The organism is Cupriavidus sp. SS-3 (assembly GCF_035818815.1).
In the GTDB taxonomy this organism is placed as follows: Bacteria; Pseudomonadota; Gammaproteobacteria; order Burkholderiales; family Burkholderiaceae; genus Cupriavidus; species Cupriavidus taiwanensis_C.
Genome location: NZ_JAYLVT010000007.1, coordinates 17,686 through 39,994, shown reverse-complemented (window position 1 = coordinate 39,994; position 22,309 = coordinate 17,686). Strand labels below are relative to the sequence as shown.

Here is a 22,309-nt window from a genome sequence, read left to right as displayed (position 1 = left end):
GGCGTCAGGCGATGTAGTCCGGCTGGCGCGCGGGCGCGGCCTGGGCGAAGGCGGGATGGGCGCTGGCGTGGGTGAAGACGGCCATCGCCCGCTCGTAGCGATCCAGCTCGCAGCCCATGCGCAGCGCGTTGGCCACCTGCGGCACCAGCGTAACGTCGGCCAGCGTGGGGGCATTGCCGAAGCACCACTTGCCATGGCCGTGGCGCGCCAGCAGCCGTTCGACGCCGGCCATGCCCTCGTCGACCCAGTGGCGGTACCAGGCGTCTTTCTGCTCGGGCGTGACCTTCAGCGTGTCCTGCAGGTAGCGCAGCACGCGCAGGTTGTTGACCGGGTGGATATCGCAGCCGACCAGCATCGACAGCTCCAGCACGCGCGCGCGCTGCTCAGGGTCCTGAGGCAGCAGGCGCGGCTCGGGATGGCGCGCATCCAGGTAGTCGATGATCGCGAACGACTGCCCCAGCGTGAAATCGCCATCGACCAGCGCGGGCACGGAGGCGGACGGGTTGATGCCATCGACATACTCGGCGTGGCGATGCTGGCCGGTGCGGATATTGACGCCGAGGTAGTCGTACGGCAAACCCTTGAGGGCCAGCGCGATGCGAACCCGGTACGAGGTGGAGCTGTTGAAGAAGCTGTAGAGCTGCATGATCGGGCTTGCCTGGTTCAGACCACGCGCACGGTCAGTTCGCCCAGGCCGTCGACGCCGGTGACCATGGTGTCGCCGGCCTTGACCGCGCCCACGCCCTCTGGCGTGCCGGTGAAGATGACGTCGCCCGGTTCGAGGCGGAAGAACTGCGACAGGCAGGCCACGGTCTCGGCCACCGACCAGATCAGGTGTGATACGTCGCTGCGCTGCCGGGTTTCGCCATTGACCGTCAGCCAGATGCCGGCCCGCTGCGGGTGGCCGATAACGCTGGCGCGGTGGATCGGGCCGACCGGCGCCGAGGCGTCGAAGGCCTTGCCGATTTCCCACGGGCGGCCCATCTCGCGCATCTTCATCTGCAGGTCGCGGCGCGTCATGTCGAGGCCGACGGCGTAGCCCCACACGTGCTCCAGCGCCCGCCCGGCGGGAATATCCGAGCCGCCCTTGCCGATCACGGCGACCAGCTCGGCCTCGTAGTGATAGTTCTGCGTTTGCGCGGGGTACGGCAGCTCGAGCGTGGTGCCGGCCTGCACCGGGACGATGGCGTCGGCGGGCTTGCAGAAGAAGAACGGCGGTTCGCGCTCGGGATCGAAGCCCATTTCGCGGGCGTGGGCGGCGTAGTTGCGGCCGACGCAGTAGACGCGACGCACGGCGAACTGGTCATCGCTGCCGGCAACGGGAATGGCAACGGTGGCGGGAGGCGTGAAAACGTAAGACATGGTGAGGCTTCCAGTGATTTGGCAGGTAAGCGCCGGCCCGGCAGTACCGGATGGCACCGCCGGGCAGCGGCTTGGTCGGGGTTGCGGGCTCAGGTGCGCGCTTCGCGCAGCAGGTTCAGCGCGGACAGCACCGGCCGGTCGGAATAGCTGAACAGCACGGCATCCTCCAGCGCGCCCAGCTGCACCGGCGCCCACGACGGCGCCACGAACACGTCGCGCGGCTCGAACTGGAACTGCGCATCGCCGATGCGCACCGTGCCGCGCCCCTCCACCACGCTGTACACGGTGGCGTCGGTGCTGCGGTAGGTCTTGCCCTGGAAGCCCGCCGGCAGGTACTGCATGAAGCTGGCGATGGTCGGCATCGGCCAGCCGCCGGTGGCCGGGTTGACGTAGCGCAGCTTGACGCCGTCCCAGGGATCGAGCTCGCCGTTGCGGTAGAGCTGGTCCAGCGCCTCGCGCGAGCGCGCGTACGGGTAGCTGAACACCGGCGACGTGGGATCGGTCACGCGGTGCCGCACCGGCACCATGTTGTGGCCGAAGCGGGCAAAGCTGTCGCCCTCGGCGCGGGTCACCGGCTGCTGCGATTCGGGGTAGTTCTCGGCAAAGCCGGCGTCGAACTGCTGCACCATGGGGATGTCGAGGCCGTCCAGCCACACCACCGGCTCGCCGCCCTGCTCGACCGACGGGTTGCCATGGTCGTGCCAGGTCCACGACGGCGTGATGATGAAATCGCCGGGATGCATGGTGGCGCGCTCGCCATTGACGGCGGTCCACGCGCCCTTGCCCTCGACGATAAAGCGCAGTGCCGACTGCGTATGGCGGTGGCTGGGCGCGATCTCGCCCGGCAGGATCAGCTGCAGGCCGGCGTACAGCGTCGAGGTGATGCTGGACCTGCCGGGGATGCCGGGGTTCTCCAGCACCAGCACGCGGCGCACCGCTTCCTCGGCGCTGATGATGCCGCCGGCCTGCATCACCAGCGGGCGGATCTGCGCGTACTTCCAGATCGCGGGAACGATCTGCGGCCGCGGCTGCGGCGGCACCAGGGCGTGCAGCGACTCCCACAACGGGGTCATGTGGCTGCGGCCGATGTCTTCGTAGTAGGCCTGGCGGGCCGGGTCTGGGGTGTGCTCGGACATGCTGTCTCCATAACTTTGTACAAGGCGTTCGGGAGCGCTTTGGGTGGGTGCCTGCATCGCTGCGCACCGTCTGTGTTGTCGTTATACGCCCCGGCCTATAAGATCTGAAATGAAGTTTTCATCTTATCGATACGATTTACCGTATAGGTCACGCCCCATGGATTGGACCCAGAGACTGCGCCTGCGCAACCTGCAGATGCTGCTGAGCCTGGCCGAGACCGGCAACATGAGCCAGTCCGCCGCCATGCTGAACACCACCCAGCCCGGGCTTTCCAAGTGGCTGAAGGACCTCGAGGACGATATCGGCCTGCCGCTGTTCGAGCGCCAGGCGCGCGGCCTGCGGCCCACGCCCTACGGCGAGTCGCTGATCGAGCACGCGCGCCGGATCGAGGCCCAGCTCGATACCGCCCGCGACGACCTGCAGGCCATGCGCGACGGCGGCAGCGGCATCGTGGTGGTGGGCACCTCGGGGGCATCGGCGGCGGACACCGTGCCGCTGGCCGCGCTGCAGCTGATGCAGCGCATGCCGCGCGCCAGCGTGCGGCTGCTGGAAACCACCATGGACCGGCTCATGAGCCAGCTCGCGCGCAGCGAGCTCGATATCGTGGTGGGCCGCTCCGCGCCGGAGCTGCAGGATGCGCAGATGCGCACCGAATCGCTCTACATGGAGCCGATCCACTTCGTCGCGCGGCCGCGGCACCCGCTGCTGCAGGGCGGCAAGGTGGCGTGGGACGACCTGTACCGCCACCGCTGGGTGGTATGGCCGCGCGGCACGCCGATCCGCAATGCGCTGGAGGGCGCGCTCGCCAGCGCCGGGCGCGCGCTGCCTGCGGACTGCGTGGAAAGCAATTCCACCGTGCTCAACCTGACCCTGTTCAACAACAGCGACATGATCGGGCTGGCCTCGCACCGTACCGCGCGCCGGCTGGAAGAACTGGGCGCGCTGCGCATCGTGCCGCTGCGGCTGGCCGGGTTCGGATCGGTGTCGATGTACTGGCGCGCGGACGGCGAATCGCGTGCCGCGGTGGCGGCGATGCTGGATTGCCTGCGGCGGGCGGCGGGGGCGCAGCAGGTGCCGGCGGAGGCGCCGCTGGCTTAGGGGGATAACCGCCGCTGGCTTAGGCGGAGGCGCCGCTGGCTTAGGCGGAGGCGCCGCTGGCTTAGGCGGAGGCGCCGCTGGCTTAGGCGGATAACCCATAGGAATGTCGCCCGTGCCCGCGGCGCTCAAGGTTGGGCGGCCGCGGCCGTCATTGGGTGTTGGCGGTCATCCCGCCGTCTCTCCCGACCTTCGCCAAGGAAACCCTCTTCATGGAAATCTCCAATGTTACCGCCGGCCTGGCTGGCGATCCGGGCGCCGATCCGGTAAGCCTGCTGATGCTGCGCAAGTCGCTGGACATGCAGGCACAAGGCATGGCTGCACTGCTGCAGGCCATGCCCCAGCCGGTCGCGGCCAGCAACCCGCCGCACCTGGGCCAGACCATCGACGTCAAGGTCTGACTTCGCGCGGCGCAAGCCGACGCGGCGCGGGCGTCGCGGCACCGCGGGCCGGGCACTTGGGCGCCCGCCGACGCATAATGTCGGCACCTGCACTCTCCGGTGCCCGCCATGCAGCTTCTCGACGCCCGCGTCCGCGACCTGCTCCGTCATCCGGGGCGCTTCCTGTGGCGCACGCTGGTCCAGTTCCGCGCCAACCAGGGCCTGTTGCTGGCCGGAGCGGTGGCCTACTACGCGCTGCTGTCGATCGTGCCGTTGCTGATCCTGATGGTGATCGCGCTGTCGCATGTGATCGACCCGCAGCTGTTGCTGTCGACGCTGGCGCGCTACCTCGAGTGGGTCGTGCCCGGACAGTCCCGCGCGCTGGTGCCCGAGCTGGCGTCGTTCCTGCGCACCCGCGCCACGGTCGGCTGGGTCTTGCTCGGCACGATGCTGTTCTTCAGTTCGCTGGCGTTCACGGTGCTGGAAAACGCCATGTCGGTGATCTTCGTCCATCGCGTCGCGATCCGGCGCCGGCATTTCCTGATCTCGGCGGTGCTGCCTTACTGCTATATCGCGGTGCTGAGCCTGGGGCTGCTGCTGGTGACAGTGGTCTCTGGCGGGCTGATCGCGATCGGCCAACGGCACGTGGAAGTGCTGGGCCATGAATGGTCGCTCGACCGGCTTTCCACCACGCTGCTTTACCTGCTCGGGTTCCTCGGCGAGATCCTGATGCTGACGTCGATCTACATGGTGATGCCGGTCGGCCGGCTGTCCTTGCGGCATGCCCTGTGCGGCGCGGTGCTTGCCGCGGTGCTGTGGGAGATCTCGCGCCATGCGCTGGTGTGGTACTTCACCACGCTGTCGCAGGTGGGGCGGGTCTATGGCTCGCTCACCACGGCGATCGTGGTGTTGCTGAGCCTGGAGATCGCGGCGACGCTGCTGTTGCTCGGCGCGCAGGTGATCGCGGAATTCGAGCGCAGCGGCTGGGAGCGGCCGCCTGCTTCGGACGCTCCCACCGGCGAGTTCCATACCTGACGTGCGCCACGAGGATTGCAGGGGTGCGGCGCGGCGGCTTATGCGAATCCCCCGTTTGCGCGCAGCACCTGCCCGTTGATCCAGCCACCATCCTCGCCGGCAAGGAACGATACGACGCGACCGATATCCTCGGGCGTCCCGAGCCGTTCGAGCGGAGCGAGCCGCGCGATCTGGCCGATCTGCTGCGCACTCTTGCCATCGAGAAACAGCTCGGTGGCCACCGGCCCCGGCGCCACGGCATTGACGGTGATGCCGCGCCCGCGCAGCTCGTTGGCCAGTACGCGGACCAGCCCCTCCACGCCGGCCTTGGACGCAATGTACGGCCCATAGGACGGCAATGACTTGGCGATGACGCTGGTCGACACCGCAATGATCCGCCCACCCGCGCCGACGTTTTCGGCCGCTTGCGCCAGCACCAGGAACGTGCCGCGCAGGTTGGTCGCAATGACCTTGTCAAAGTCGGCCAGGCTGCCCGGCGCGATCGGTGCCAGCGGCATCACGCCGGCGCAGTTGGCGACCACGTCGATGCCGCCGAATGCCGCCTTGGTCTGCGCAAAGAGACGGGCCACATCATCGGGGCTTCCGACATCGCCCTGGATCGCGATGGCCCGGCCGCCGGCCGCTTCGATCGCCGCGACGGTGTCGCGGGCGTGCGCCACATGGCCGGCATAGCCGACCGCAACGGCAAAGCCGTCGGCCGCGAGACGCAAAGCCACGGCCCGGCCTATGCCGCGCGATCCGCCGGTGACAATGGCCGCTTTGGTGGTGTTCGTAGTCAGGGTGTTCATGGGAAGGCTCCGGGAGGGATAAGGCGACATGCCGTTGAAGCCAATTGTGGTTGTTCGCCCCAATTAGATAAATGGTGCAGAATCGCCATATCAATTCAACCAGCCTCAACAATAATTGCCTTCCCGTGGACCGCTTCGATTCCCTGCAACTGTTCACCCGCATCGTCGAATTGGGCAGTTTCAGCCACGCCGCGGCCGCGCTCGACATCCCGCGCGCCACTGCCACCCATGCCATCAAGGCGCTCGAGACGCGGCTCGGGGTCCGGCTGCTCGAACGCACGACGCGGCAAGTCAGGCCGACACTCGACGGCCAGGCGTTCTACGAGCGCTGCGTCCACCTGCTGGCTGAACTCGACGACGCCGAGTCGTCTCTGCAGCACGTGGCGGCGAATCCGCGCGGGGTGTTGCGTGTCGACATGCACGGGACCCACGCAACGAAGATCGTGCTGGCGCGAATCGACGAATTCCGGGAGCGGTATCCGCGCATCGATCTGGTGGTATCCGGCGGCGACCGGCTGGTGGATCTGATAAGGGAAGGCGTCGATTGCGTCATCCGCGCGGGCACGCCGCGGGATTCTTCACTGGTGGCGCGGCGCCTGGCGCTCATGCCGCAGGTGGTGTGCGCCAGTCCCGCCTACCTGAAAGCATTCGGCACGCCGCAACATCCCGACCAGCTCTCCAGGCACGAAGTCGTGAAATTCTTCTCGCGTAGCGGCGCGGCCGGCTATCCGCTGGAGCTGCACGTCAATGGGCAACTCCAGGCCTTTTCACTGGGAGGGTGGATGTCCGTCAATGATGCCGAGAACTATGTCACCGCCGCCCTGCGCGGCTGCGGGCTGATCCAGGTGCCGCGCTTCCACGTCGGCGACGCCTTGCGCGAAGGGCGGCTGGTCGAGGTACTGAGCGACTGGCCCAGCCCGGACCTGCCGGTGTCGGCACTGTATCCGCATCACAGGCAGCTGTCTCCGCGCGTGCGCGTGTTCGTCGACTGGCTGGTGGCTCTTTATGCGGAGGCGTTTGGATAGTGCGAGTTCCATGCCTGACGTCTTCTGTCTCAGGCCAGTGCAGACTCCATGCTGGCGGAAATGGCATCCGCTCCCGCGGCATCGAAGGCGCCGATGAAGACCAGCGCGGAGTCGCTGAATTCGCCGAATCCACCGAAATCGCCGGCTTCGCCGTGCGGCATGGACCGCATCCGCATCCTGCCCCCGACCACGTGTACCTCGTGCAGCCGCGGATCGGCCGCCAGCCTGACCAGGCCCTTCGCGCGCAGCAGCCGCACGGGCAGCTTCAACAGTGCCTGTCGCAGCCGCGCCTTGTCGAAGGCGCGGCCGGTCCGGTAGGCGATGCTGCGGATGCCGGCATGTAGCGCAGGCCGGTGCCAGCCGGCATGCGACTGCAGCACGCCGGTGCCGGCCGGTGTCGGCATGGCTGCGTCGATAAAGACTGACAAAGGCAGCTCGCCATCGCACGCTTCCAGCACCGTGGCGCGCGGCGCAAGCGTACCGACGGTCCTGTTCGTTGCCGCAGCGCCACCGGCAGCGCACAGGTCGGTCTTGGTCAGCGCCACCACCGATGCTCCCGCGATCTGCTGCCGCACCATCTCGCCGACCAGCGGGTCGCCCAGGCTGTCGTGCACGGCTGCGGCATCCACCGCCACCAGCACCGCGTTGAGCCGGAACGCCGGATCGAGCAGGCCGATCTGCGCGATGCGCTGCGGGTCCGACACGCCGCTGGCCTCGATCACCAGCAGATCGGGCCGCGCGTCGCGGTCGGCGATTGCCAGCATGGCCTCGGCCAGCCGGCCACCGATGGAACAGCACACGCAACCATTCTCCAGCTGGATCACATCGTCGCTGCGCGTGCGGATCAGCGCGGCGTCGATATTGATCTCGCCGAAGTCGTTCACCAGCACGGCAATGCGCAGCCCTTGCGCATTGGCCAGCAACCGGTTCAGCAGCGTGGTCTTGCCCGCGCCGAGGTAGCCGCCGACGACCACCAGCGGAATCGGAAGCCGGGCGCTCATCGCGCAGGCGCCTCGAACACGCGGCCGCCCAGCACCGTGCCCCACACCCGCACGTCCTTGAGCCGCGCCGGATCCACGCTGGCGGGATCGTCTTCCAGCACGGCAAAGTCGGCCAGCTTCCCGGGCGCGATGCTGCCGATGCGATGGTCGAGCCCAAGCGTGTAAGCCGCGCCCATCGTGACCGCGTGGAGCGCGTCCGCCACCGTCAGCCGCTCGGCTTCGCCCATGTCGCGGCCCGAGGCGCTCTGGCGCTGCACCGCGCACCAGGCAGTGAAGAGCGGGTTCAGCGGCGTGATCGGCGCATCGGAATGGATCGCGAACGGGATGCCGAGGCGCCGCGCGGTGCCTGCCGGGTTCATGCGCGCGGCACGTGCCGGGCCCACGGTCTGCGTGGCATGGGCATCGCCCCAGTAGTAGAGGTGGTTGGCGAAGAAGTTGATGCACAGCCCGAGGCGCTTCGCCCGCGCCAGCTGCGCCGCATCGGCCAGCTGGCAGTGCTGCAAGGTGTGGCGATGGTCGGCGCGCGGATGGCGCGCCAGCAGCGCTTCCAGCGTGTCGAGCACGACCTCGGTGGCTTCGTCGCCGTTGGTGTGGATATGCAGCGGCAGGCCGGCCAGGTGGAACGGCGTGAACGCGTCCAGCAGTTGCTCGGGCGGGATCAGCCACAAGCCGTTGGGCTGGCCGCCGGCGTAGCCAGGTGCGCGCAGCCGCGCGGTAAAGCCCTGGATCGAGCCGTCGACGATGAACTTGACCGGACCGAAGTGGAGCTTGTCGGAGCCAGCGGCGACGGCCTGCTGTACGCGTGCGGGCCCGCCCTGTGCGTCGCGCTGCGGCGCGAAGGCGGGCACCATGCGCAGCGGGAAGCCGTCATCCGACGTCACCGCGCGCAGTGTTTCCAGGCCCCTGGCCGACAAGTCGTTGACCAGGTCCGTAGCGGTGGTCACGCCCGCCAGCTGTGCCACGCGCCCGAAGCGGCGCACCGCCTCCGCGTCCTCCGCCGCAGCCAGCGACAGGCCGCGGCCGATTACGCGCTGCACCGGGAACATCGCCGCGAACTCCTGCAGCTCGCCGGTGGGCTTGCCGCCCGCATCCTTGTGCACGCCGTCGATGTCGGTGTCTTCATCGATGCCGGCCAATGCCAGCATCGCCGAACTGACATTCATCAGGTGCACGCTGGCATGCATCACCACCACCGGCCGCGTCGCCGATATGCGATCCAGCTCGCGCACCGACAGCCGTGCGGTGCCGAAGTAGATCGGGTCGAAACCCCACGCCAGCAGCGGCGTGTCGGGGTCTTTCAACTTGCCGGCCGCGTCCGCAAGGCGCCCGATGACTTCGTCCAGCGTGCGCAGCCCGCGCCAAAGCCTGCCATCGGGGTCGCGGCGGTCGAAGTAGCCGACGTAGACCGCGTCCCACATCGCGCCTTCCATCAGGTGGCAGTGGCCTTCGACCATGCCGGGCATCAGCACCTTGTCGCGGAAGGTGTCGACTACCACCGCGTCGGGCCATGGCGCCATTTCCGCAGCGCCGCCGACTGCAAGGATCTGGCCATTGCGTGCCGCGACATGAGTCGCTTCCGGCTGCGCCGCTTCCATCGTGAGGATCTTGCGCGCCACGAATACCTGCGTGCGCGCCGTGTCGTTATGGGTCATCGCTTGTTGCATGAGTCGCAAGGATCAGGCCGGCTGCACGCGTGCCAGGCGCGGCGCGTAGTTCGCCACCACGGTCACCAGCAGGTTGACCGCAAGGCTGACCAGGCCGAGGTTGATGCCGCCGAAATCGGCCTGCTGCGCGTACAGTGCGATCGCCAGCCCCTGCCCGCTCAGGATGCCGAGCGCGATCGCCATCGGTCGCACCTTCAGCGAGAACAGGATCACGATGACGCCGGGAAAGAACTGCGTCACGCCGTAGTAGGTGGTGTTGATCAGCGTCAGCATCAGGTTGGGCGTGGCCAGCGTCATCGCGATCGACAGCACCAGGTACACCACGATCACCACCTTGGCGCCCTGCTTCTGGCGCTGCTCGGGCATGCCCGGCAGCAGGTTGCGCGTGACGATCGGGCCGATCGCCAGGCAGATGCCGGCCAGCACCAGCAGCCCCGACAGCGCGGCGCCCGCGGTCACCAGGCCGAGCAGCCAGTCCGGCAGCAAGCGCACCGCCGCCGCGAAGAAGGCTTCATTGGGCGAGGCCAGCTGCAGGTTCTGGCTGATCGCGTAGTACGACGCCAGCACCAGGAACGGGTACATCAGCATATACAGCGGCATCGCCACCTGCGTGCGGCGGATGGTGTTGGCGCTCCTGGCTGTGAAGAAGTTCTGCACCGCGAACGGCATCACGTAGAAGCCCAGCGCCTGAAACAGCATGGTGCTCATCGAGAAGCGCAGCTGCGTGTCGCTCATCTGGTTGCTGACCTGCAGGCTGGCGGCATGGAAGACATCGCCCACGCCGGCCTTCCAGCCGACCGCGACGCCGGTGGCGACGATCGCCACCACCATCAGGATGTCTTTCAGGATGGCGATGTAGGCCGACGCACGCACGCCGGAGATGGCGATGTAGGTGAAGGCCAGCGCCGCCGAGATCAGCACCAGGTAGACGGGATCGAACTCCCAGCCCAGCCCCTTGAGCGCCGCCACCAGTCCGGTGAACTGCAACTGGCCCCAGGGCAGCAGGAACAGGATCGAAGAGCCCGCCACGATCAGTTCCAGCGCACGGCTGCCGTAGTGGCCCTTGAACAGGTCCGGCAGCGTGATCGCGTTGTAGCGCGCGCCGGCCTGCCAGATCTTCGGCCCGAGGAAATAGCCGAGCGGGTAAGCCAGCAGGATGTAGCCGAGGAACCAGACGCCATACGTCGGGCCCTTGGCATAGATGCCGCCGGGAAAGCCCACCATGGTGCCGATGCTGTAGATCTCGCCGGCCGCGAGGAAAAACACCAGGTAGGCGCCGAACTGCCGCGAGGCGACGAAGAAGTCATGCACGCTCTGCGCACCGTGGCCCTTCTTCGAGCGGATGGCGAGATAGAGCGAGAAGACGATAAAGCCAAGGAATACCGCTGTGGTCATGGCTGCTCTCCCTCACGCTTCATGCGCCGCGTCGGCGGCATGGCGGTCGTACAGCAGCCAGCACGCCAGCATGCAGCCCGACGTCAGGACGAACCAGGCAAAGATCCAGGCGTAGATAAAGGGCACGCCGAGCACGAAGCGCTCGACGGTCGCCACCCAGGGCAGCAGCCCGATGACGCCGATGTATGGCAGGCCGAGGCCGATAAACAGCTTGAGCATGATGTCTCCGGTTTCCGTTGGACGGTGGATGGCGGGCGCCGTGTGTGTGCTGTCACCGGGCCGCTCTTGTGTTCCGGTCATCATAGGGAGCGCCGATGTATGATTCAAATGCAAATATCGAACCGCTCCCATAACTGACACGCATGGGATTCCGCATGGACACCCAGAAACTTCTGCACCTGCTTGCCATCGTCGAGCACGGCACCTTTTCCGAAGCCGCACGCGCCGTGCACCTGACCCAACCGGCGCTGAGCCGCAGTATCCGCGCGCTGGAGCACGAGCTGAAGGCGCCGCTGTTCGACCGCGGCGCGCGGCGCGCGCGCCTGACAGTGTTCGGCGAACTGGTGGCCGACCGCGCGCGCCGCATGCGGCTGGAAGAACGCCAGCTGCGCCGCGACCTGGAGCTGCTGCGCGGGGGCGAGGAAGGCTCGCTGACGATCGGCGTGGCGCCCGCGCCTGCCGCGCTGCTGCTGACGCCGTTCCTGATCCACATGGCGCAGGCGCACCCGCGCATCAAGGTGCGCACCGAGACCGGCGCCACCAGCGCTCTGCTCGACGCGTTGCGGCGCGAAACCATCGACGCGATCGTGGGCGACGCCTACGTGCTGCGCGCCGCCGACGATGTCGACATTGAACCGCTGGGCGAATTGCCGGCCGGCCTGGTGTGCCGCGCCGGCCATCCGATCCTGCGCAAGCGCCGCATCGATATCGAGGCGATCCGCGCCTACCCGGTGGCGACCACCACGCTCAGCACCATCGTCAGCCGCCAGCTGGCCGAGCTATGGGGGCCAGAGGCCGCACCCGACAAGCTCTTCACCCTGCACTGCGACAACCTCGACATGCTGCGCAGCGTGACGCTGGCCACCGACACCCTGCTGTTCGGCGTGTTGTCCATCACCCGGCAGGAACGAGCCGCGGGGCTGATGGCGGAAGTGCCGATGCCACCCGACCCGCGCCGGTGCGGCCGCTACGGCATCGCGCGCATGGCCGCGCGCTCGCTGTCGCCGGCGCTCGAGACGCTCTACGCCTTCACGCGCGAGCACTGGAAGGAATTGTCGTCGGCGCCGGCCAGGCAGGGCGCTCGCCGCTGACCGCCCATGTCCGCTGATGTATGCTCCGGCTGATTCCCAGCTCAAACCCGGCATGACCGATTCCACGCCCGACCGCCCCCGCCGCCTCACCATCCACGACGTCGCCCGCGCCGCCGGCGTATCGCTGACCACGGTCTCGCACGCGCTGAACGACCGCGGCGTGCTGGACCCGGCCACGCGCGCGCGCGTCAAGCGCGTGGCCGCGGAGCTGGGCTACCGGCCCAGCGTGCGCGCGCAGCGGCTGCAGTCGGGGCGCGCCAACTGCATTGCGCTGCTGTCGTCGATGCCGTTCGCGGTGGCGGGCGGCACCTCGCGGCTGGGCTTCATGATGGAGGTGGCGGCGATCGCCGCCGAGGCGGCCATGGGGCGCGGCCTGGGCGTGGTGCTGGTGCCGCCGCTCGAAGGCGCCGGCGGGCTGCTCGACACGCTCGATATCGACGGTGCCATCGTGATCGAGCCGATTGCCGGCGACCCGCATATCGCGCGGCTGCGGGAGCGCGGCGTCAGCATCGTGTCGATCGGGCGCGAGCCGCTGACCGAGACCCCGGTGCCTTGCGTGGACCTGCAGTCCGCCGCGACCGCGCGCCTGCTGCTGGAACACCTGCACGGCCATGGGCGGCGCCGGATCGGCCTGATGATCGGCGCGGCGCCGCGGCAGTCGTATGTCGAAACGGAACGCGCCTACCGCGAGTTCACGCAGGCGCTGGGGCTGCCCTGCCATGTCGTCAAGGCGGCCGAGGAACATGGCGAAGCCGCGGGCGCCGAGGCCTGCGCGCAACTGCTGGCGCAGATGCCGGGCCTGGATGCGCTGTGCGCGCCGGTGGACGCCTTCGCGGTCGGCGCCATGGCGCACCTGCAAGGGCTGGGCAAGCGCGTGCCCGACGATGTGCTGGTGGTGACCCGCTACGACGGCATCCGCGCGCGCAGCGCGCAGCCGCCGCTGACCGCGGTCAACCTGCACCTGGAACGGGTCGCGTCGCTGGCGGTGGAACTGCTGTTCGCGCACCTGTCGGGCGAGCGCGGCCGCAATGTGATTGCCGGCCCCGCGCCCGAACTGGTGGTGCGGGCCTCGTCCACGCCGGAAGACTAGCCGCGCAACAGCACCACCGCGCCGGACACCAGCGCGAACACCAGCACGCCGATGCGCAGCATGCGCTGGTTGATGCGCTTGTGCACCAGGTGGCTGGCGACCATGCCGACGCCGAGCACCGGCAGCAGGCCGGCGGCGTAGAACACCTGCTCCATGCCGAGCCGGCCGCCCAGCGCCAGCACCACCAGCGAGATCACCTCGCCCACCAGGAAGCACAGCGCCACGGTGGCGCGCAGCGTCGCCACCGGCGCGTGCTGGTAGGCCAGCGCCAGCGGCGGGCCGCCCACGCCGGTGGCGGTCTCGGTCACGCCGGTGATCAGCCCGGTGGAGGCAAAGGTCAGCCGCCCCGGCGAGAACGCCGGCGCCAGCAACGACACCACCGCCGCGGCAATGGTGCTGCCGCCGACCAGCGCGTTGAGCCACGCCATCGGCATCGCCACCAGCACCCACAGGCCGCCGAAGGTGCCGGCCACGCGTCCGGCGCTGATCCAGCCGGCGCCGCGCATATCGATGGCGTGGCGCTCGCGCCAGGCCACGTAGGCGTTGAGCGGCAGCATCGCCAGCAGCAGCGCGCCCGGCAGCATCGCCGGCGCGGCCAGCGCCAGCACCGGCACCACGATCAGCGCGAAGCCCATGCCGGTGGCGCCCTGGACCAGCGCGCCGGTAAACACGGCCCCGCCGACGCTGAACAAGGTCATGTCCATGCTCATGCCGCCCCCGAGCCGGCATGGCGGGCGCGGTGCACGTCCGCGGCGTCATGCAGCTTGCGGATCGGCGCGCCGGCAACGGTGTGCCCGGCCATGGCATGGATGTCGCGCATCAGCGCGCGCGCGTCCCAGTCGGTGGGCCAGCCCTGCCACAGGCGCAGGCTGCCGTCGACGAAGACCGCGCGGATCTGGTCGCGGTTGGCCAGCCGCACCAGCTCCCAGGTCAGGTCCCACGACGGCGTCAGTTCCGGCACGTCGAGGTCGACCAGCAGGAAGTCGGCGCGCTTGCCGGCGGCGATCTCGCCGGTGAGCGCGCCCAGCCCGGCCACGTCGGCCGCGTCGTGCGTGGCCATGTCGACCCAGCGCCAGCCCGCGCCGCAGGACGAGTCGCCCACGCCGATGCCGAAGGCAAAGCGCTGCGCGGCCTCGGCATAGTCCAGCAGGCGGAAGCCGTCGCTGCGGGTGCCGTCGGTGCCCAGGCCGAGGCGCACGCCGAAGGTGGCCATGGTCTCGGCGGGCGCCACCGCGTTGCCCTTCCAGGCGCTGGCGACGGGGTTGTAAGCTACCGCGGCGCCGCTGTCGGCCAGCAGCCGGATCTCCTGCGGCGTCACCAGCGTGGCGTGCGCCAGCAAGGCGGCCGGCCCGAGTGCGCCGATCGCGGCGAGGTGCTCGATCGGCCGGCGCCCGCACGCGTTGAGCGAGCGCTCCACCGCCACCAGGTGCTCGTTGGCATGGGTCTGGAAGATGCGGCCGGACTCGGCGCACAGCTGGTAGACGTGATGCAGCATCGCGTCCGAGGCCACCTCGGGGATCGAGATCGCCAGCGACGGCGCCACCAGCGCATCGCCGGCGTAGCGGTCCAGGTGCGCGGCGGCGCGGCGCAGGATGGGCGCGGCGTCGAGCGTTTCGGCGCCGGGCTTGTCGTTGCAGATCAGGCCCAGCACGCAGCGCACGCCGGCATCGGTGACCGCGCGTGCGACCGCGTCCAGCCCGGCGTCGCTGCGCGTGCCGGCGTCGACCACGGTGGTAAAGCCGCCACGCAGCGCTTCCAGCGCCGCCAGCTTGGACGACAGGTACAGGTGCTCCGCCTTCAGGCTGCCCTCCAGCGGCACCCACACGCGCCGGAAGATCTCCGACGGCTCGCCGAACACCAGCGACTTGCCGAACGACTGCGTCAGGTGGTGATGGGTGTCGATCATGCCGGGCATCAGCAGCATGCGCGGCAGCGGCTGGGTCTCCAGATGCGGAAAGCGCGCGGCGACGTCTTCGGCGGGGCCGACCGCGGTGAAGCGGCCGCCCTCCACCACCACCGCGTGGCCGCGCACCGCGCCCTGGCGCAGCAGGGTCCATTCCGGCAGCAGGATGCGCTGGCGCTGGAAGCTTTCAGGCGCCAGCGCCGGGTTGAGGTCGCCGGGCCAGGCCGGCGTCGAGGCATAAGGTTCAGTCATGGCAATGCAGTAGGCGGGGTCAGTGCGTGGCGGCGGCATCGTCGCGAGCGATCGCGCCCGTATCAGCCGTCGCGGTCCGCAGACCCGTATGGAAAAACAGGAAGTTGAGCAGCGCCGCGGTGATGGCGCCCATCGCCACGCCATTGCCCACCAGGATGCGCAGGTTGGCCGGCAGGCCGCCATAGATGCCCGGCACCAGGATCGGCAGCAAGCCCACGGCCAGCGCCACCGCCACCACGTACATGTTGGCGTGGTCGCGCAGATCCACCTTGCGCAGCATGTCGATGCCCATGGTGCCGACGATGCAGAACACCACCAGCCCGGTGCCGCCGACCACGGCTTCGGGAATCGCGCTGATCAGCGCCGACACCGGCACCAGCAGCCCGAACGCCACCAGGATCGCGCCCGACATCGCCGTGACAAAGCGCGAGCGCACGCCGGTGGCCCGCACGATGCCGATGTTCTCGCCGCTGGTGATGATCAGCGAGGTGCCGAACATCCCGCCCAGCAGCGAGGTCAGCGCATCGGCGCGGATGGTGCGCGGCACGTCGCGCTGCTGGTCCACCGGCCGGCCCACGGCATCGCTGATCGCCAGGGTCTGGCCGGTGGCCTCGACCATCGAGATCACGGCGAACACCATCAGCGGAATCGCGGCCACCACGTCGAAGGTGGGCCAGCCGAACGGCAACGGCGTGGGCAACGCCAGCACCGGCGACATCGACACCTGGCCAAGGTGGAACGCGCCGGCCAGCCCAGCTACCAGCGCACCGCCCAGCAGGCCGAGCAGGATCGCCAGCTGCGCCAGCATGCCGCTCAGCCAGCGCGACGCCGCCACGGTGCAGGCAATGGTGGCAAAGGCCAGCAGCAGGTTGAGCGGATCCACCGCGCTGCCCGCGGCCGGATGGCCGGCGACCAGCTTGCCCGAGACCTGCGCCAGGTTGATCGCCACCAGCAGCAGCATGGTGCCCACCACCACCGGCGGGAAGTAGCGCAGGCAGCGCCGGAACACCGGCAGCACCAGGAAGTAGAAGACGCCGGTCAGGATCACCGCGCCGGCGGCGGTCTGCACGTCGGTCTGTTGCGCGATCAGGATGAACAGTACGATCGGCGCGCCGCCGGGCAGCATCACGAACGGCAGGCGCGCGCCGATGCCGCGCTTGCCCAGCGACTGCAGCAGCGTGCCCAGGCCGCAGATCACGAAGGTGGCGCTGAGCAGCTGCACCGCCAGCGCGGGCGGGAAGCTGAGCGCCTTGCTCATCAGGAAGACCGACGCAATCGGCGACGCGGCCATGACCAGTACGTGCTGAAGGCCGAAGACAAACAGGCGCCGCCATGGCAGCCGTTCATCCACCGGCGCGGGGGCGGGGTGGGACATTGCTTTGCTCCTCGTTTGGTGTGTCGGGCGTTGTGCCGGTGGCGCTTCGGCCCCTGGCTGCGTCTGTGCGCAATTCGCCGCAGATATTATCGATTTCCGCTAACAAAAACGTTTTGGTAAGTGTAGGGAAACCCAATTTGCGATGCAAGCGGTTTTGTCGGCGAAGCAGCCGTGGTCTTCCCCTATATCGAATAAATCGATAACGGCTAGCAGCAAAACCCGTTTCACAAGTTGATGGCGTGGCGTCAAAGTACCCGCCACAGCGCCTTGCGCGCCACAACACGCCCCGAAGGAGACGCCCCATGCGAGACAAGAACCGTCCGGCGCAATCTGCCGACCACGACCGGCCGCTATCCAGGCGGCGCCGTTTGGTGCAGGGCGCCGGCCTGCTGGCGCTGGGTGCATCGCCGCTGGGCGCGCTGGCCGCACGCGCGACCGACGGCGTCACACTGGCCGACGGCCCGCGCCCGCTGGTGCGCTATCCGGGCAAGCGCCCGCTGGTTCGCGTGAGCACCCGGCCGCCGCACCTGGAGACGCCCTTTGCCGCCTTCAACGAGGGGCCGATCACCGCCAACGACGCCTTCTTCGTGCGCTACCACCTGGCCAACCTGCCGCTGTCGGTGGACCTGGCCACCTACCGCCTCAGCGTTGGCGGCCACGTCGGCAAGCCGCTGCAGCTGTCGCTCGATGAACTGAAGCGGCTGGCCGAACCGGTGCACGTGGTCGCGGTCAACCAGTGCTCGGGCAATAGCCGCGGCTTTTCCGAGCCGCGCGTGTTCGGCGCGCAGCTGGCCAACGGCGCGATGGGCAATGCGCGCTGGACCGGCGTGCCGCTGCGCAAGGTGCTCGAGCATGCGGGCGTCAAGGCCGGGGCCAGGGTGGTCACCTTCAATGGCATGGATACGCCCGTCTTGCCGGGCACGCCGGACTTCCGCAAGTCGCTCGATATCGCCCACGCGATGAACGGCGAGCCGCTGCTGGCGTGGGGCATGAATGGCGAAGACCTGCCGCTGCTCAACGGCTACCCGCTCAAGCTGGTGGTGCCGGGCTACTTCGGCACCTACTGGATCAAGCACCTGCACGAGATCGAGGTGCTCGACCACCCGTTCGAGGGCCATGATGCGTTCTTCATGACCAAGGGCTACCGCGTGCCGGACAACGATTGCCAGTGCGTGGCCCCGGGCACGCCGGCGGCCAAGACGCGGCCGATCTCGACGCTGGCCGTGCGCAGCTTTATCACCAGCGTCGAGAGCGGCGGCAGGTTGCCGGCCGGCCGCGCCGTCGAACTGAAGGGCATTGCCTTCGACGGCGGCTCCGGCATCCGCACGGTCGAGGTGTCGGTCGACGGCGGGCAGAACTGGCAGGCCGCGAAGCTGGGCGAAGACCTGGGCCGGTTCTCGTTCCGCGCCTGGCGCTTGCCGGTGAAGTTCGCGCGCAAGGGCCCGGCGGTGCTGATGGTGCGCGCCACCAGCAACAACGGCGAGACCCAGCCGGCAAAAGCCAACTGGAACCCCGCCGGCTATCGCCGCAATGTCATCGAAGCCACGCCGGTCACCATCGCCTGAGGAACGCGCCATGAAAGCAACCATCGCCCCCGCGCTGCTGGCGCTCGCCCTGCTCGGTGCCAGCCATGCCGGCGCCGCGCCAAAAGACATCAAGTTGCCGGCGGAGAACGTCAAGCTCAAGCCGGCCAGTCTTCCTGGCTACGGCATCGCCATGCAGAAATGCGCGATCTGCCATTCGGCCGACTACGTCTCCTACCAGCCGCCCGGGCTGAGCCTGGCGCAGTGGACCACCGAGATGAAGAAGATGCAGCAGGCCTACGGCGCACCGATCGACGATGCCGAGGTCGAGCAGCTGGGCGCCTACCTGGCGGTGGCCTATGGCTCTGCCAAGGCGAAGGATCCCGAGATCGTGGCGATCGCGCAGAAGGCGCTCAAGCCGGCTGCCGAGGCGCCCGCGCCTGCGGCAGCGGCCAGCGTCGACGTGCAGGGGCTGCTGGCGAAGAACGCCTGCCTGAGCTGCCACAGCGCCACGCAGAAGATCGTCGGCCCGGCCTATCACGAGGTTGCGGTGCGCTACAAGGGCGACCCGCAGGCCCAGGCCAGGCTGGAAGCCAGCATCCGCGGCGGCAGCAGCGGCAAGTGGGGGGCGGTGCCGATGCCGCCGTTCGCCGGCCTGAAGCCCGAGGAAGTGAAGGCCCTGGCGGCCTATGTCCGCCAGCAATAGGCTCGACCGCACTGCCCTGACGGCAAGACGCCCCGGCTGGTCCGGGGCGTCTCGCATTTCGGCCTTGCAAGTTCCGGCCGGCTTCTTATACTTAGCCGCATGGCTAACCATTGTGCCGAGTTTGCAGACGTGTCCCAGGCTGTCGATCTTTCTCCGCTGTCCGGCGTGTTCTACGCGCTGGCGGACCCGACCCGCCGCGCCATCGTCAGCACGCTCGGGCGTGGGCCGGAAACGGTTTCGGCGCTGGCGGCGCCGTTCGCAATGGCACTGCCCTCGTTCATGAAGCACCTGCAGGTGCTGGAGCGCAGCGGCCTGATCCGCTCGCGCAAGACGGGGCGCGTGCGCACCTGCGAGCTGGTGCCGCAACCGCTGTCCGACGCGCAGCAATGGCTGGCCGACCAGCGCGCCCTGTGGGAGGCCCGTACCGACCGCCTGGCGGCCTTTGTCGAAGCACCTGATCAAGAGGAACAGTCCCATGACGAATGAAAACGCCGCCGGCCCGGAAGGCCACGACCTGGTCATCTCGCGCCTGCTCAAGGCCCCGCGCGCCAAGGTCTGGCGCGCCTGGAGCGATCCGCAGCTGCTCAAGCAATGGTGGTGCCCCAGGCCCTGGACCACCGAGGTCCGCGCCTTCGACATGCGTCCCGGCGGCGCCTTCCATACCTTCATGCAGGGCCCCGATGGCGGCACCAGCGACAACCCCGGCTGCTTCCTCGAGATCGTGCCGATGGAGAAGATCGTCTCCACCTCGGCGCTGGTCGCGGGGTACCGGCCCGGCACGCCGTGGCTGTCGATGACCGCGGTCATCACCATGGCCGACGAGGGCGACGGCACCCGCTACATCGCCCGCGTGATGCATCCCGACGAGGCCACGCGCAAGCAGCATGAGGAGATGGGATTCTATGAGGGCTGGGGGACCTGCATTACGCAGCTGGAGGAGTTTGCGCAGCAGTTGAAGTGAGGGTGGCGGTGCCGGTGCGTCGGCATCGCTGTGGGTGTTCTCCCCTCTCCCGCAAGCGGGAGAGGGGGTACACAAGCGGGAGTTGGAAAGCTTGAGGCAATGATGTCGCTGCGGGTTTTCCGGTGTCCGCTCTTCAAAACCGGTGCCGCAACCCCACGCTCACCGACTTCGCATCATCCCCGCTGCCCGGATCGATCACGATGCTGTTGTTGCTGACGCTGCCGCCGGCGCTGTTGTGCACCAGCACCGCGCGCACGTAGGCCGTGGTGCGCTTGCTCAGGTCGTGGTCCCAGCCCAGCGTGACTGCCAGCGGCCGCTGGCCGCCGCCGAGGATCTGGCGCTTGAGCGCGGCGGCCTTGAAGGTGTCGCGCCGGGTCACGGCCCAGCTGAAGGTCACGCCGTAGTGGCGCGCCGAGCGGGTCTCGGGCCGGTCGCTGCTGGCCGCGCTGAACAGCAGCCCGATCTCCACCGGCTTGAAGCGGTACGAGCCGCCGACGAAATGGTTCGACGTCAGCGTCGGCTCCACCGGCACATTGGCGCCCGAATACATCCCCTGGTAGCTGTAGAACGCATAGGCGTTGCCCGCCTCCCAGGTCGCGTTCATGCCGAAGTTAAGCCCGGAGCGCGCAGACCCCGGCACCTCGCCCGGCGCCACCGCGGCGCCGAAGGCGAAGCCGCCCCACTTGGGCGAGAAGTACTGCACGGCGTTGTCGAAGCGCGCGCCGTAGGCCACATGTCCGGTGCCTTGCGATGCGGTCGCGCTCAGCAGGTTGAACGGCGACACCGCGCCATTCAGCAGGAACGGGTCCAGCCGCAGCAGCGCATAGAACGACGGCGTGTACTGCCGCCCCAGCCGGAGCTCGCCCCAGCCGCCTGACAGGCCCAGGTAGGCCTGCCGCCCGAACAGCCGGTTGTTGCCGAAGAACTCTGTGCCGGTGTCGATATTGAAGCCGGACTCGACCAGGAAGTTGGCCTTGAGCCCGCCGCCGAGGTCTTCGATGCCGCGGATGCCCCAGCGCGACGCGGCCTGCTGGCCTTCGCGCATGCGCACCACGCTGTCCGAGCCCTTGGCGTATTCGATCGATGCGTCGACCACGCCGAACAACTGCATGGTGCCGGCCGCGGCATTGCCCGCGGCCAGGGCCACGCCCATCGCCATCCACTGTGTTGCCTTCACGCTCCCTGTCTCCCGTTCTCGTTGTGGTGTGTCTGCCCTACTTCGCCTGCAGCCCCGCGACCTTCACCACCTCGCCCCATGCAGCCAGGTCGGCGCTGACCAGCTTGCCCAGGTCCGCGGCACTCGACGGCGCGGCCGGCTGCAGGTTCAGCGCGGCGAATCTGGCGCGGTCCGCCGGGCTCTGCAGGATGCGGTTGACCTCGGCGTTGAGCCGCTCGACGATGGGCGCGGGCACGCCCCTGGGCCCGAAGATCGCGACCCAGCTGGCCTGCTGGAACGGCACGCCCTGCTGCGACATGGTGGGCACGTCGGGCGCGGTCAGCAGGCGCTCCGGGCCGGACACCGCGATGCCGCGGATGCGGCCGGACTTCAGGTGCGGCACCGCGGAGATGGCATCGGTAATGCCGATGGTGACGTGGCCCGCGGCCAGGTCGTTGCTGCACTGGGTGGCGGTCTTGTACGGAATGTGGCGCAGATGGATGCCGGCCTTCGCCTTCAGGTATTCCATGGCCAGATGGCCGCCGGAGCCGACGCCCCACGAGCAATAGGCCAGCTCCGTCTTGCTGCTTTTGGCATAGGCGATCAGTTCCCGCAGGTTGTGCACCGGCACGCCGGCGCTGACCGCCAGCAGGTTGCCGCCGGGCTGGCTGGGCCGCGCGATCGGCGTGAAGTCCTTGAGCGGGTCGTACGGCAGCGACGGCGTGGTCCACGGGTTCACCGTCATGGTCGCGGCATAGGTGAACAGCAGCGTGTAGCCGTCGGGGGCGGCGCGCGCCACGGTCTCGTTGGCGATGATGCCGTTGGCGCCGGGACGGTTGTCGACCACCACCGGCTGCTTCAGCCCCGCGGTCAGGCGCTCGGCCACCAGCCGCGCGGTCTGGTCGGTCACGGTGCCCGCGCCCGACGGCAGCACCATGCGGATCGGCTTGCTGGGGTAAGGTGCCTCGGCGTGCGCGCTGGCGGCGCCCGCCAGGATCAGCGCCGCGGCCAGGGCCGTGCGCGTGGCGCGCGCCCGGTGGGCGTGGGCGCCATTGTGCTGGCTGCTCATATTGCTGTCTCCGTTGCGGCGCATTGGCCGCGCATGCCGGTACGTTGCCGGCGTGTCGTCAGCGGGCGCGCCGGATTTCCCG

23 protein-coding genes are annotated in these 22,309 nt (G+C 68.9%); 10 read left to right on the top strand and 13 right to left on the bottom strand.

Features of this window, described 5'->3' with window-relative positions; genetic code table 11:
- Positions 1-4: 4 nt before the first annotated feature.
- From maiA to gtdA, 3 genes are all read right to left on the bottom strand, one after another.
- Positions 5-646 carry a maleylacetoacetate isomerase gene (gene maiA, locus U9J39_RS12815; protein ID WP_115712848.1) on the bottom strand — a complete coding sequence of 214 codons (642 nt, stop codon included), beginning with the start codon at positions 644-646 and terminating at the stop codon, positions 5-7.
- 17 nt (positions 647-663) lie between these two features.
- On the bottom strand, positions 664-1,362 hold the full coding sequence (locus U9J39_RS12810) for a fumarylacetoacetate hydrolase family protein (protein ID WP_116314663.1): 699 nt from the start codon (positions 1,360-1,362) through the stop codon (positions 664-666).
- An 89-nt stretch (positions 1,363-1,451) separates the two neighbouring features.
- Positions 1,452-2,498 (bottom strand): gentisate 1,2-dioxygenase, encoded by a 1,047-nt coding sequence (gene gtdA / locus U9J39_RS12805; protein WP_115712844.1) that lies wholly within the window; start codon positions 2,496-2,498, stop codon positions 1,452-1,454.
- Between the two features lie 157 nt (positions 2,499-2,655).
- On the opposite strand from gtdA, the gene U9J39_RS12800 reads away from it, so the two are divergent.
- From U9J39_RS12800 to U9J39_RS12790, 3 genes are all read left to right on the top strand, one after another.
- A complete protein-coding gene (locus U9J39_RS12800; protein WP_116314665.1) occupies positions 2,656-3,597 on the top strand; it encodes a LysR family transcriptional regulator in 942 nt (313 codons plus the stop codon).
- A gap of 209 nt (positions 3,598-3,806) precedes the next feature.
- Positions 3,807-3,995 carry a YjfB family protein gene (locus U9J39_RS12795; RefSeq protein WP_115682849.1) on the top strand — a complete coding sequence of 63 codons (189 nt, stop codon included), beginning with the start codon at positions 3,807-3,809 and terminating at the stop codon, positions 3,993-3,995.
- Between the two features lie 108 nt (positions 3,996-4,103).
- Positions 4,104-5,009 (top strand): YihY/virulence factor BrkB family protein, encoded by a 906-nt coding sequence (locus U9J39_RS12790; protein WP_115682850.1) that lies wholly within the window; start codon positions 4,104-4,106, stop codon positions 5,007-5,009.
- Between the two features lie 38 nt (positions 5,010-5,047).
- Here U9J39_RS12790 and U9J39_RS12785 read toward each other — a convergent pair whose 3' ends face one another.
- On the bottom strand, positions 5,048-5,797 hold the full coding sequence (locus U9J39_RS12785) for an SDR family oxidoreductase (RefSeq protein WP_414248906.1): 750 nt from the start codon (positions 5,795-5,797) through the stop codon (positions 5,048-5,050).
- A gap of 125 nt (positions 5,798-5,922) precedes the next feature.
- Between U9J39_RS12785 and U9J39_RS12780 the strand changes: the two genes are divergently transcribed.
- On the top strand, positions 5,923-6,822 hold the full coding sequence (locus tag U9J39_RS12780; RefSeq protein ID WP_326347312.1) for a LysR family transcriptional regulator: 900 nt from the start codon (positions 5,923-5,925) through the stop codon (positions 6,820-6,822).
- A 29-nt stretch (positions 6,823-6,851) separates the two neighbouring features.
- On the opposite strand, the gene U9J39_RS12775 is transcribed toward U9J39_RS12780, so the two are convergent.
- From U9J39_RS12775 to U9J39_RS12760, 4 genes are read right to left on the bottom strand one after another with little or no spacing between them, the layout of a single operon-like run.
- Positions 6,852-7,823, bottom strand: coding sequence for a CobW family GTP-binding protein (locus U9J39_RS12775; RefSeq protein ID WP_326347215.1), 972 nt, complete (start codon positions 7,821-7,823; stop codon positions 6,852-6,854).
- Positions 7,820-9,475, bottom strand: coding sequence for an amidohydrolase (locus U9J39_RS12770; RefSeq protein ID WP_326347214.1), 1,656 nt, complete (start codon positions 9,473-9,475; stop codon positions 7,820-7,822). The genes U9J39_RS12775 and U9J39_RS12770 overlap by 4 nt, the downstream gene beginning before the upstream one ends.
- A gap of 24 nt (positions 9,476-9,499) precedes the next feature.
- Positions 9,500-10,882, bottom strand: a complete 1,383-nt coding sequence (locus U9J39_RS12765) for a sodium:solute symporter family protein (RefSeq protein ID WP_115712831.1) — start codon at positions 10,880-10,882, stop codon at positions 9,500-9,502.
- Between the two features lie 12 nt (positions 10,883-10,894).
- Positions 10,895-11,101, bottom strand: coding sequence for a DUF3311 domain-containing protein (locus U9J39_RS12760; protein WP_111521179.1), 207 nt, complete (start codon positions 11,099-11,101; stop codon positions 10,895-10,897).
- 155 nt (positions 11,102-11,256) lie between these two features.
- Here U9J39_RS12760 and U9J39_RS12755 point away from each other — a divergent pair, with 155 nt between their 5' ends.
- Together U9J39_RS12755 and U9J39_RS12750 are read left to right on the top strand one after the other, a co-directional pair.
- Entirely contained in the window at positions 11,257-12,192 is a 936-nt protein-coding gene (locus tag U9J39_RS12755) for a LysR family transcriptional regulator (protein ID WP_195431543.1), read from the top strand.
- 52 nt (positions 12,193-12,244) lie between these two features.
- The gene (locus U9J39_RS12750) at positions 12,245-13,282 is read left to right on the top strand and encodes a LacI family DNA-binding transcriptional regulator (protein WP_115712828.1); all 1,038 of its coding nucleotides are present in this window, start codon (positions 12,245-12,247) and stop codon (positions 13,280-13,282) included.
- Here U9J39_RS12750 and U9J39_RS12745 read toward each other — a convergent pair.
- The 3 genes from U9J39_RS12745 to U9J39_RS12735 are packed head-to-tail and all read right to left on the bottom strand — an operon-like array spanning position 13,279 to position 16,812.
- Positions 13,279-13,986 carry a sulfite exporter TauE/SafE family protein gene (locus U9J39_RS12745; protein WP_326347213.1) on the bottom strand — a complete coding sequence of 236 codons (708 nt, stop codon included), beginning with the start codon at positions 13,984-13,986 and terminating at the stop codon, positions 13,279-13,281. The two genes, U9J39_RS12750 and U9J39_RS12745, sit on opposite strands and share 4 nt — an antisense overlap.
- Positions 13,987-13,988: 2 nt before the next feature.
- Positions 13,989-15,437, bottom strand: coding sequence for an amidohydrolase family protein (locus U9J39_RS12740; RefSeq protein WP_326347212.1), 1,449 nt, complete (start codon positions 15,435-15,437; stop codon positions 13,989-13,991).
- A gap of 19 nt (positions 15,438-15,456) precedes the next feature.
- Complete coding sequence (locus U9J39_RS12735) at positions 15,457-16,812, bottom strand: uracil-xanthine permease family protein (RefSeq protein WP_326347211.1); 1,356 nt, start codon at positions 16,810-16,812, stop codon at positions 15,457-15,459.
- A 302-nt stretch (positions 16,813-17,114) separates the two neighbouring features.
- Here U9J39_RS12735 and sorA point away from each other — a divergent pair, with 302 nt between their 5' ends.
- The 4 genes from sorA to U9J39_RS12715 all read left to right on the top strand — a co-directional run bounded on the left by sorA (position 17,115) and on the right by U9J39_RS12715 (position 20,002).
- Positions 17,115-18,377 (top strand): SorA family sulfite dehydrogenase catalytic subunit, encoded by a 1,263-nt coding sequence (sorA, locus tag U9J39_RS12730; RefSeq protein ID WP_326347210.1) that lies wholly within the window; start codon positions 17,115-17,117, stop codon positions 18,375-18,377.
- 10 nt (positions 18,378-18,387) lie between these two features.
- The gene (gene sorB, locus U9J39_RS12725) at positions 18,388-19,041 is read left to right on the top strand and encodes a SorB family sulfite dehydrogenase c-type cytochrome subunit (protein ID WP_326347209.1); all 654 of its coding nucleotides are present in this window, start codon (positions 18,388-18,390) and stop codon (positions 19,039-19,041) included.
- Positions 19,042-19,140: 99 nt separating this feature from the next.
- Entirely contained in the window at positions 19,141-19,527 is a 387-nt protein-coding gene (locus tag U9J39_RS12720) for an ArsR/SmtB family transcription factor (protein WP_111521173.1), read from the top strand.
- A complete protein-coding gene (locus tag U9J39_RS12715; RefSeq protein WP_115712819.1) occupies positions 19,517-20,002 on the top strand; it encodes an SRPBCC family protein in 486 nt (161 codons plus the stop codon). The genes U9J39_RS12720 and U9J39_RS12715 overlap by 11 nt, the downstream gene beginning before the upstream one ends.
- Positions 20,003-20,135: 133 nt before the next feature.
- Here U9J39_RS12715 and U9J39_RS12710 read toward each other — a convergent pair whose 3' ends face one another.
- Both U9J39_RS12710 and U9J39_RS12705 read right to left on the bottom strand, forming a co-directional pair.
- Positions 20,136-21,161, bottom strand: a complete 1,026-nt coding sequence (locus U9J39_RS12710) for a porin (protein WP_116314674.1) — start codon at positions 21,159-21,161, stop codon at positions 20,136-20,138.
- A gap of 55 nt (positions 21,162-21,216) precedes the next feature.
- Positions 21,217-22,227: a Bug family tripartite tricarboxylate transporter substrate binding protein gene (locus U9J39_RS12705; protein WP_116314675.1), complete on the bottom strand. Its 1,011-nt coding sequence runs from the start codon at positions 22,225-22,227 to the stop codon at positions 21,217-21,219.
- Positions 22,228-22,309 lie beyond the last annotated feature (82 nt).